The organism is Streptomyces sp. NPDC090442 (assembly GCF_044769405.1).
Taxonomy (GTDB): domain Bacteria; phylum Actinomycetota; class Actinomycetes; order Streptomycetales; family Streptomycetaceae; genus Streptomyces.
On record NZ_JBIVXW010000141.1, the window covers coordinates 1 to 9,029 of the forward strand.

At 70.2% G+C, this 9,029-nt stretch carries 8 protein-coding genes; 7 read left to right on the forward strand and 1 reads right to left on the reverse strand.

Translation table 11 applies throughout. The annotated features are described in order from the left end of the window. A partial coding sequence (locus ACIQU6_RS43055) for a transposase family protein (protein ID WP_403487921.1) occupies nt 1-320 on the forward strand: 320 nt, incomplete at its 5' end. Between the two features lie 7 nt (nt 321-327). Here the strand turns inward: ACIQU6_RS43055 and ACIQU6_RS43060 are convergent. Continuing rightward, nucleotides 328-894: a Uma2 family endonuclease gene (locus tag ACIQU6_RS43060; RefSeq protein WP_403487923.1), complete on the reverse strand. Its 567-nt coding sequence runs from the start codon at nt 892-894 to the stop codon at nt 328-330. Between the two features lie 361 nt (nt 895-1,255). Here ACIQU6_RS43060 and ACIQU6_RS43065 point away from each other — a divergent pair, with 361 nt between their 5' ends. From ACIQU6_RS43065 to ACIQU6_RS43090, 6 genes are all read left to right on the forward strand, one after another. Further along, nucleotides 1,256-3,520, forward strand: a complete 2,265-nt coding sequence (locus ACIQU6_RS43065; protein WP_403487925.1) for a plasmid pRiA4b ORF-3 family protein — start codon at nt 1,256-1,258, stop codon at nt 3,518-3,520. Nucleotides 3,521-3,567: 47 nt separating this feature from the next. Next, a complete protein-coding gene (locus tag ACIQU6_RS43070) occupies nt 3,568-6,462 on the forward strand; it encodes a DEAD/DEAH box helicase (RefSeq protein ID WP_403487931.1) in 2,895 nt (964 codons plus the stop codon). Next, complete coding sequence (locus tag ACIQU6_RS43075) at nt 6,459-7,715, forward strand: SWIM zinc finger family protein (protein ID WP_403487927.1); 1,257 nt, start codon at nt 6,459-6,461, stop codon at nt 7,713-7,715. The genes ACIQU6_RS43070 and ACIQU6_RS43075 overlap by 4 nt, the downstream gene beginning before the upstream one ends. 182 nt (nt 7,716-7,897) lie before the next feature. After that, entirely contained in the window at nt 7,898-8,446 is a 549-nt protein-coding gene (locus ACIQU6_RS43080) for a Uma2 family endonuclease (RefSeq protein WP_403487929.1), read from the forward strand. 69 nt (nt 8,447-8,515) lie between these two features. Further along, on the forward strand, nt 8,516-8,740 hold the full coding sequence (locus tag ACIQU6_RS43085; RefSeq protein ID WP_403487933.1) for a Tn3 family transposase: 225 nt from the start codon (nt 8,516-8,518) through the stop codon (nt 8,738-8,740). After that, a partial coding sequence (locus tag ACIQU6_RS43090) for a hypothetical protein (protein ID WP_403487935.1) occupies nt 8,737-9,029 on the forward strand: 293 nt, incomplete at its 3' end. The genes ACIQU6_RS43085 and ACIQU6_RS43090, both read left to right, overlap by 4 nt.

The following is a 9,029-nucleotide window of genomic DNA, read 5'->3' on the forward strand; positions in this document are numbered from 1 at the left end:
GTGACACGATCGAGCGTCTCGCCCAGTACGCGCCGTCGTTGACGGAAGCCCTCACCAGCCACCACGCCGACGGGTACGTACTGTTGGATGGCACCGTCGCCGAGACCGACCGGGTCGCCGCCAAGGGTCACTTCTCCGGCAAGGTGCGCCGTGAAGGCGTGAATGTACAGGTCATCACCGCACATGAGGGGAGACTGCTGTGGCTCTCGCCGGCACTGCCCGGCGGCGTCCACGACGTCAGGGCTGTGCGTGCGTCTACGCCGACACCACACCATGACCAGACAGCACACCAGCAGCTATCTACAGCTGCCGTGTCGTAGCGAAAGCTCAGCCGATCTTTTTGAAGTCGGTGCGTACCGCCACGGGCACGTCTGCAAGCACGAACTCGACAACCTCGCCGAAGGCGTAGGGCACAGCCGAGGTGTACTCGTCGCGTTTCGGCTCTTGGTACAGCACACACTCGCCGACCAGCACATCCACGATCAGGTAGACGGGGATTCCGCGAGCCGCATACTGATTGAGCTTGCGCCCATAGTCCTGGCCCACGGTCGACCGTGAGACGCTCTCGGCGACAAAGTGCACATGCCGCTGGTCCACGAATGCGTCGGCAGGTCCGAGCACGCCCTCATCGACCACCAGCACGTCAGGCTCAGGCGTATAACCGTCCAGCTCCGGAAGCACACCTTTGTCTCGTGTGACATGGAGCCCGGCCTGCCCTCCCAGCTGCTCCGCCAGCTGGGAGCGGATCGCGTCGTCTGCCTCGCTGTGTGCCTCCGTCACCGGCGACATGTATAGGCGCCCCTGGTCGAAGAGCAACTTGGCCACCTTGGGCAACTTCATCGAGTGCCGCACCTGGCGCAGCCACTGCGCATACTCGGGGTACATCGTGCTCATGGCGCCTCCCAGCCCATCTCGCGATACCGCCATCGTACGGGCCCACGACGTCACACCCACCGGTACTGAATCGCCCGGGTTTAGTGGACTTCAAAGGCTGGGAAGGATGCCGATCCTGGCTGGCTCGCCGTAGGTTCCCTGACGAGCTGCGTGAACCCGCGACGCCGATGTCACCTCCTGCGTACTTCTTCGGCACTTCTCGGAGATTGTCTTGTGGCATGGCGGGGCGGGTGAGTTTTACTAAGCGGCTGGACCACCTGCCCCAGGCTGCAAGAATGGCCAGGTCAGCCGTTCGGCGTACGGTGGCGGGTACGCAGCATCCCTCACCGTACGCCTCCGAGGTGTGGGAAGTCCTCAGTCCATGAACGTCCAGCGCAGTTCCGCCGAGCGTCTCTCTTCCGTCCACCTGCTCAAGGTCCAGTTGCAGGGAATGAGACCGCCGGTGTGGCGGCGGCTCGCGGTGCCGTCGGACATCGCGTTGGGCTCGCTGTATGACGTGATCCAGGTGGCGTTTGGCTGGCAGGATGCGCACCTGCACGCTTTCGAGGACCTCTCGGGCGGTCGGTACGCCCCGCCGGGGGATGTCGGCATCCCGGCCTTCGACGAGGATAGGGCGGCACTCGCGGACGTCCTGCCGCGTGCTGGCGACCGCATGGACACCTACGGCTTTGGTGACAACTGGCTGCACCGGGTCACGGTGGAGGCGGTGCGCCCGGCCCAGGAAGGTGAGGGGACGCGCGCGGTGTGCGCAGGCGAGCGCCAGGCTATACCTGCTGCCGAAGATCTCGGCGGTGTGTGGAGGTTGGCCGAAGTGCTTCAGCGCTACGAGGACGGGGGACGTCCTCGGCCTACGGAAGTCCAGGGCGAGGACGACGGCCTGTACGACGAGATGCTGGCCGGCCTTCGTGGGGAGGGCTTCGACCCGGCTGCGTTCGACCCCGCCAAGGTCACCCGGGCGCTGGCCGGGGTCCGGCTGCGGCGGTCTGCCGACGCGTGGCGGGATGGGTGCAGTAAGCAGGGCGGGCGGCGCGTGCCGCCCGGAATGTATTGCTGCGAGTGCGGCGGTCTGCATCCTCTGTCCGGCGGAGCGGGCACGGTCGTCGTCGACGCCGGCGGGAAGGGCCAGGTCGGCGTGGAGGCCGAGGAGGAGCCGCTGTCGAGCCTTCTTCTCGGCGCCGCGGAGGTCCGGCTGCCCGCTGTACGGCTGCTCGGTGAGGCGGAACTGGCCGGCGCGGTGCGAGCAGCGCCTGCTTTCATGGCGGCGGTGCGGCTTGGGCACTGGTGCCGCGGTGAGCGGGAGCTCACCTCGAAGGAGTTGCTGCGGCCGAAGCTTGCGCGGCAGACCGTGGAGGAAGCTGAGCTGTGGCGCATCGCCCCCGAGGAGTGGGGTGATCCCGAAGCGCGGGCCACGCAGCTGGCGAAGATCCGTAGCGCGGGCGACATGGAGTTGGTGGGGCTGCCGTGGACATGGGCGCTGAACTGTGGCTTTGTTGAAGTGGACGGCACCCGTGCATATGCCGGTGACGAACTGCCCCTTGAGGACGATGACGCGGCGCTGCTGGCCGCTTGGCAGGGAGCCGTGGCGGGCGCAGTGGCCGAACTTTCCCTCTCTGACCCGGAGTTGGACGGGCCGCTGGGCGGATTGCTGTCGCTGACCTACAGGGTCCCACCGCTGGGGTTCCTGATGCTGCTCGCGGCGTACGAGTTGCCGGACGGGGAGTGGCTGGACGTTGCCGGCCACCTCGCTTGCGGTCTGGAAGGGCTTGCCGGAGGTCGGGCGCGGAAGTTGGTTTCGGCGCTTCTGGCCGAGGAGTATGAGGAGACCGCGGGGGTGCTGGAGTTGTTCGGCGCCGCCGAGCGTGAAGGCTGCGAGAGGGAGGAGGTGGATGGCCCCCTCACTGTGCTACTCGACGGCCGCGGGCGCGACTGGCTGCCGTCTGGCCGCTTCCGGCTCACTCCGCTGGGCCGTTGCGGCTTGCGTGAGCTGTGGACGCGGGTGGGTATCCCGGCGCCGGTAATCGGCTCACTGGCCCAGGCTGACGCTGGCGAACCGTTGCACTCGCTCCCTTCTTACTCCTCCGAGGAGGACGCTGCGCAGGAGGTGGCGGGCTGGCTGGCGACGCGCTCCCCCGCGGATGCCGCAGTACAGGTCGTGGACGCCTGCGCCGGCACGGAGCCAGCGGACGCACTACGCCGCCTTCAGGCGCCGCGGGTGCTGACGGCCGTGTTGGAGGCGGATGCAGCCGGGCGGGCGAAGGTGGTGCTGCGGAAGGCCGCCGTCTCCACGGTCACCGGCTGTTCGCACACGGCTGCCTCGATGCTGCGCCGGATCGGTGAGCCGGCCGAGGGCGAGGCGGCGCGGGGCCTGGAGTGGATGCTGGTGGACGGCGCGCTGCCGTTCGCCCGCCGCGGTGAACAGGCGCTGCGCGAGGGGCTGTTGACGGTCCCCGACGATGGGACACGCTCTCTCAGCCAGGTGGCGGAGCGGGCCGACGATCTGTGGCGGGCCGGCCACTCGCACACCCGCGAGATGCTCGGCGCGCTGGCTCACGCCGTCAAGCCGGTCGACAAGACATTGGCCAAGCGGTTGCGAAAGGCCGCGTTCAAGGCAGGGAGCGCCAAGTGAGCCTGCTCGTGAGGGAGATCACCGAGAACGGTGCAGAGGCCGCGCCTCTGGCGGACCTCGCTGCCGTCGCCTGGGCGCGCGAGCACCTCGCCGCCGGCGGCTGGGCCGCTGTGTTCGCCCCTGCCGAACCGGGGCAGCCGGCCCGGTTCGGGCGTCTGGTGCTCTACCGGCCCGCCGCCACCGCCGACCGCGTCCCCGCCCAGTCCGCCGCACCAGGGGTGGTGGGGCGGGTCCGGCTCGCGCTCGTTGTGCCGCACGGCCGCGGGGTACGCACCCGCGCGGTGGAGGGGTGGGCGCTGGGTCCCGGCGACGCGCTCGCCCTCCTGCTTGACCTGCCCGGCTCCGGTGTCCATCCGTCGCTCGCCGCGTGGGCGGCCGTCGCCCGTCGCGCGCTGGAACTGCTCGGCGAGGGGCGCCTGTATCCGGCGTTGACCTCCGACACGTACACCACCTGGCGGTTCGGGCCGCCCGGTGGGCGCGGCAAGCGGGACCTGGATGCGCTGGCCGCCGCCCTGCCACCGTACGCCCACAACCTACCCGCCCCTCAGAACGGCGATCGGGCACCGCACATCGCCGAACCGGCCGCGCTGGTACGGGAGTTCTGCGACGCGCTCGCCGACACCTTGCCGCGCACCCCGGCCGCCGCCTGGAGTGTGCCAGGCAACCCGTACGCCGACCGCACCAGTGCCCTACACCCGCGCCTGGCACAGTGGGCGGCCGAGGCCGCCGCCGAGCGGGCCGCGCAGGTGAGCGTGGAACTGCGGGTGGAGCCGCCGGCCGGGCGACGCCGCGTCTTCCAGGCTGTGCTGCAATTGCGTACCGCCGCCGACCCGTCGCTGGTCGTGGACGCTGCCGCGCTGTGGGCCGACCCGCGGCGCGCGCAGCGCCTGCTGGGACCGCACGTCGAGGCTGAGGCGCTGCTGGGGCTGCGTCGTGCTGCCAGTGCCTGGCAGCCGCTGACCCGGCTGCTGACTGAGGCCGCCCCTAGCGCGCTCAGGCTCGAGGACGAGGAGGCTATGGAACTGTTGGGGGACGCCCCCGATGCGCTACGCGCGGCGGGTGTGCGCGTGCACTGGCCGCGGGAGATGGTCAAAGCGCTTGAAGCGCGGGCGGAGATCGGGGCGGCGACAGCGCCCGGCGCGACCGTGGACACGCTGGTCGGCCGCGATGCGCTGCTCGACTTCTCCTGGCATGTCGCGCTCGGCGGCCAGAGGCTCACCGAGGCCGAACTCGACCTGCTCGCCGAGGCCCATCGCCCGCTGGTCAAGCTGCGCGACCAATGGGTCATCGCTGAGCCCAAGCTGGTGGCCCGCCTCAGGCGGCGGCGTACCCGCGAGCTCGCCCCGCTGGACGCGCTCCAGGCGGTACTCACCGGCGAGTTGGAGGAGGACGGCGAGCGCGTCGCCGTGCAGGCGGCCGGCGCCTTCGGTGACCTGGTCGCCCGGCTGCGCGACCCCGAGGGCCGCGGCCCGCTCCAGGTACCGGAAGGCCTGACTGCCACCCTACGCGGCTACCAGCAGCGGGGCCTGGCCTGGCTGGCGGACATGACCCGCCTGGCCCTCGGCGGAATCCTCGCCGACGACATGGGCCTGGGCAAGACGATCACTTTGCTCGCGCTCCACCTGCACCGCCAGGAGCAGCCCGACACCGCGGGTCCGACCCTCGTGGTGTGTCCCGCCTCGTTGCTCGGCAACTGGCAGCGCGAGGCCGCCCGCTTCACCCCCGCCACCCCGGTGCGCCGCTACCACGGCGGGGATCGCACCCTCGACCACCTCGCCGAAGACGAACTCGTCCTGGTCACCTACGGAGTGCTGCGCCGCGACCGGGAGCGGCTCGCTGCCGTTACGTGGTCGCTTGTCGCTGCCGACGAGGCCCAGCACATTAAGAACCCCTACGCCGCCACAGCCCGCGAACTGCGTGCCCTGCCTGCCCGCGCGCGTGTCGCGCTCACCGGTACCCCCGTGGAGAACAACCTCTCCGAGCTGTGGGCACTGCTCGACTGGACGACCCCCGGCCTGCTCGGCCCGCTCACCGCTTTCCGCGACCGCTTCGCCAAAGCCATCGAGCGCGGCGCCCTGGGCACGGACACCGACGAGGAGACCGTCGAGGCGGCCCGGCAGACCGCTGAGCAACTCACCCGTCTCACCCGCCCGTTCCTGCTGCGCCGCCGCAAGTGCGACCCCGGCATCGCACCCGAACTTCCCGCCAAGACCGAGACCGACCACCCTGTCACCTTGACCACCGAGCAGGCGGCCTTGTACCAGGCGCAGGTACGCGAGGTCATGGCCCGGATCAAGGAGGCGGAGGGCATCGCCCGCCGCGGGCTGGTGCTCAAGCTCCTCACGGCGCTCAAGCAGATCTGCAACCACCCCGCCCACTACCTGCGCGAGAGCGGGCCGCTGCCCGCTCGCTCCGGCAAGCTGGAACTTCTCGACGAACTTCTCGACACGGTGGTCGCCGAGGGCGAGAGTGCCCTGGTCTTCACCCAGTACACGCAGATGGGTCGCCTGCTTGAGCGGCATTTCGCCGACCGCGGCGTCCGCGCCCGTTACCTCCACGGCGCCACGCCTGTGCCGCGACGCCAGGAGATGGTCGATGCCTTCCAACAGGGCGAGTTCCCCGTGTTCCTGCTCTCGCTGAAGGCCGCCGGCACTGGTCTCAACTTGACCCGGGCAACCCACGTGGTCCACTTCGACCGGTGGTGGAACCCGGCCGTCGAGGACCAGGCGACCGACCGCGCCTACCGCATCGGCCAGGACCGCCCCGTCCAAGTGCACCGGCTCACCACCCAAGGCACCGTCGAGGACAAGGTCGCCCGTCTGCTCGGCGCCAAGCGCGCCCTGGCGGATCAGGTCATCGCCTCCGGCGAGGCCGCCTTGACCGAGCTCGGTGACGCCGACCTTGCCGAACTCGTCGCACTGTCCAAGGAGTTCGAGGCATGACCCCCGCACGCAAAGCCCCCCGCACGGGCAGCCGCGCCTTCGCCACCAGCTGGTGGGGCCGGGCATGGGTGGACGCCCTGGAGGCCTCCACTCTCGACGCCGGCCGCCTCTCCCGCGGCCGCACCTACGCCCGCAAGGGCATGGTCGGCCCGGTCACCGTCGCCCCCGGCGTGCTGCGCGCTGACGTCGAGGGCAGCACCCCCTGGCCGTACGACTCAGCGGTGTGCCTGCGCGTCCTCACCGACGCCCAGTGGGGCGCCCTCTTCGACGCCATCGCCGCCCAGGCAGGCTGGACCGCCGCCCTCCTAGACGGCGAGATGCCCGCCGACCTCGTCGACGCCGCCCGCACAGCCGGCGTGTCCCTGCTGCCCGAACCGGCCGAACTCGAGCCCGAGTGCTCCTGTCCCGACTGGGGCTACCCCTGCAAGCACGCCGCCGCCCTGTGCTATGCCACCGCCGCCCATCTCGACGACGACCCCTTCTGGCTCTTTACCCTCCGTGGCCGTACCAAGGACGCCGTCCTGGCCGCGCTGCGCACGCGTCGCCAGGCCCACACCGACACATCGCCGGAATTCGGCGAGGCGCCCCGAGGCCAGGGCGTGCCCGCCCTCGACGCGTTCGCCACCTGGAAAGGCGCCTTCACCCCTGCCGCCCCTGAGGCGGCCGAGGCCGCGCCCGGCGAACCCGAGGCTGCGCCCTGTCCTCTCGCCGCCGAGCCTCCGCTTGGCGCTCCCTTCACCCTCGACGACCTCGAAACGCTCACCCGTGACACCGCACAGCGGGCCCGCGCGCTCGCCGCCGGACACACCGCCTCACTCACCGACGCCCTGCTGGAGGACTCCGTACGCCTCGCCGCGACCGGTGTCGGCGAGGACTGGTTTCACCGGCTCGTCCTCGCCACCGGCCTGCCCCCGCTCGACTTCGCCCGACTGGTCCGCGGCCTGCGCCACGGCGGCCCCGCCGGCTTCACCACCGCCCGCGCGCCCCTCACCCCCGACTCCGCCACCATGGCCGCTGCCCGCACTACCCTCGCCGACCCCGACAACAACGGCACCCTGCGCTTGCGTGCCTGGCGCAATCGCCTCACTGCCGACGACGAAGGCATCCAGATCCGTCTCGGCCCCGACAACCGCTGGCACCCCTACCTTCGCGAAGGCCACGGCACCAGCGCCCAATGGTGGCCCTGCGCCCCCGCCACTGCAGACCCCACCGCCGCCCTCCTCGCCGCCCGCACAGCCACCACAACCGCTTGAAACGTCACTCCGCCCGAGCCCTCGGCAAACGCGGCGCCCAACCATGTCGGTCCAGCACCCCATCCGAGACCGCTCACAGACCCCAGATAGCTGATCCACCCACGGCCGGCCTTCTGGACTGCAGAAACTTCCCGAATCGGCCTCCCGTCGGCAGACGCCCACTCCCCGCCAAGGAGCACACGATGAATCCGCAGCACTTCGAACTGCTCGAAGAAGCCCGCCGCGCCTTGCCGGACGGGTTCAAAGTTGAACTGTCCGGCGACATCCTCGTCATGCAGGCCTCCCCCTCAGCTGTCCACCAACTCAACCTCAGCAAGGTCCGCCGCCAGTTCGACGTACACACCCCGACGGGGTACATCGACACCGGCAATTCAGATCTGGAATCCCCCCAGACGGCGAAGGTTCGCAACCCCGACCTGACCTATTTGCCCGAAGACGCCATGACCACCACGGCCAGCAGCGTGGCCGCTGATCTGGCACTGATCGCCGTGGAAGTCGTTTCTCCCTCGAACCCGGAGAACGATTGGGTCGGCAAACTCCGCGACTACCCCCTGATGGGCATCCCCCTCTACCTCATCGTCGATGCCCGGCAAAAGACGGTGACACTCTTCAGCGAAGTGGAGAACGGGCGCTACCGACTGCGTGAAGACGCCAACTTCGGCGAAACAGTACACATCCCCGAACCCTTTGGTTTTGTCCTGGACACCAGCGACCTCCGGCCCTACTCGTGATCAGGAAGTGCCATCCCTGACAACGCCGTTGTGTGAGTGTGGACGACGGCGTAGGCGAGGCGCAACGTCATCGACTGGCGGCTGATCGAGACCCACTTCCGCGACCTGATGCGGGTGATCGTCTCGATCCGCGAGGGCACCATCTCCTCCGTCCTGCTGCTGCGGCACCTGCGCTCCGGCTCGCGGCGCAACGCCACCTATACGGCGTTCTATACGGCGTTCCGCGAGGTCGGCAAGGCGATCGCACTGCCCAGCTGCGCTACCTTTCGGACGTGCCGCTGCGGGCGCGGGTGACGGCGGCGACCAACAAGGTCGAGGCGTTGAACGGCTTCTCGGACTGGGCGCGCTTCGGCCAGAACGGCACGGTGGCGGCCAACGACCCGAGTCCGCGACGGCCTCGACCTCGCGGCCCGACTCCGCCAACAGGAGGCCACACCATGACCCCGGCCGACGCCGCCGAACTGCTCTCCCTGTGTGCCGCGTTCGATCGCCGCACCATCGGCGAAGCCGACGCCCACGCCTGGGCCCGCGCGCTGCACGACGTCCCCCTCGACGAGGACACCCGCACCGCCGTCGCCGAGCA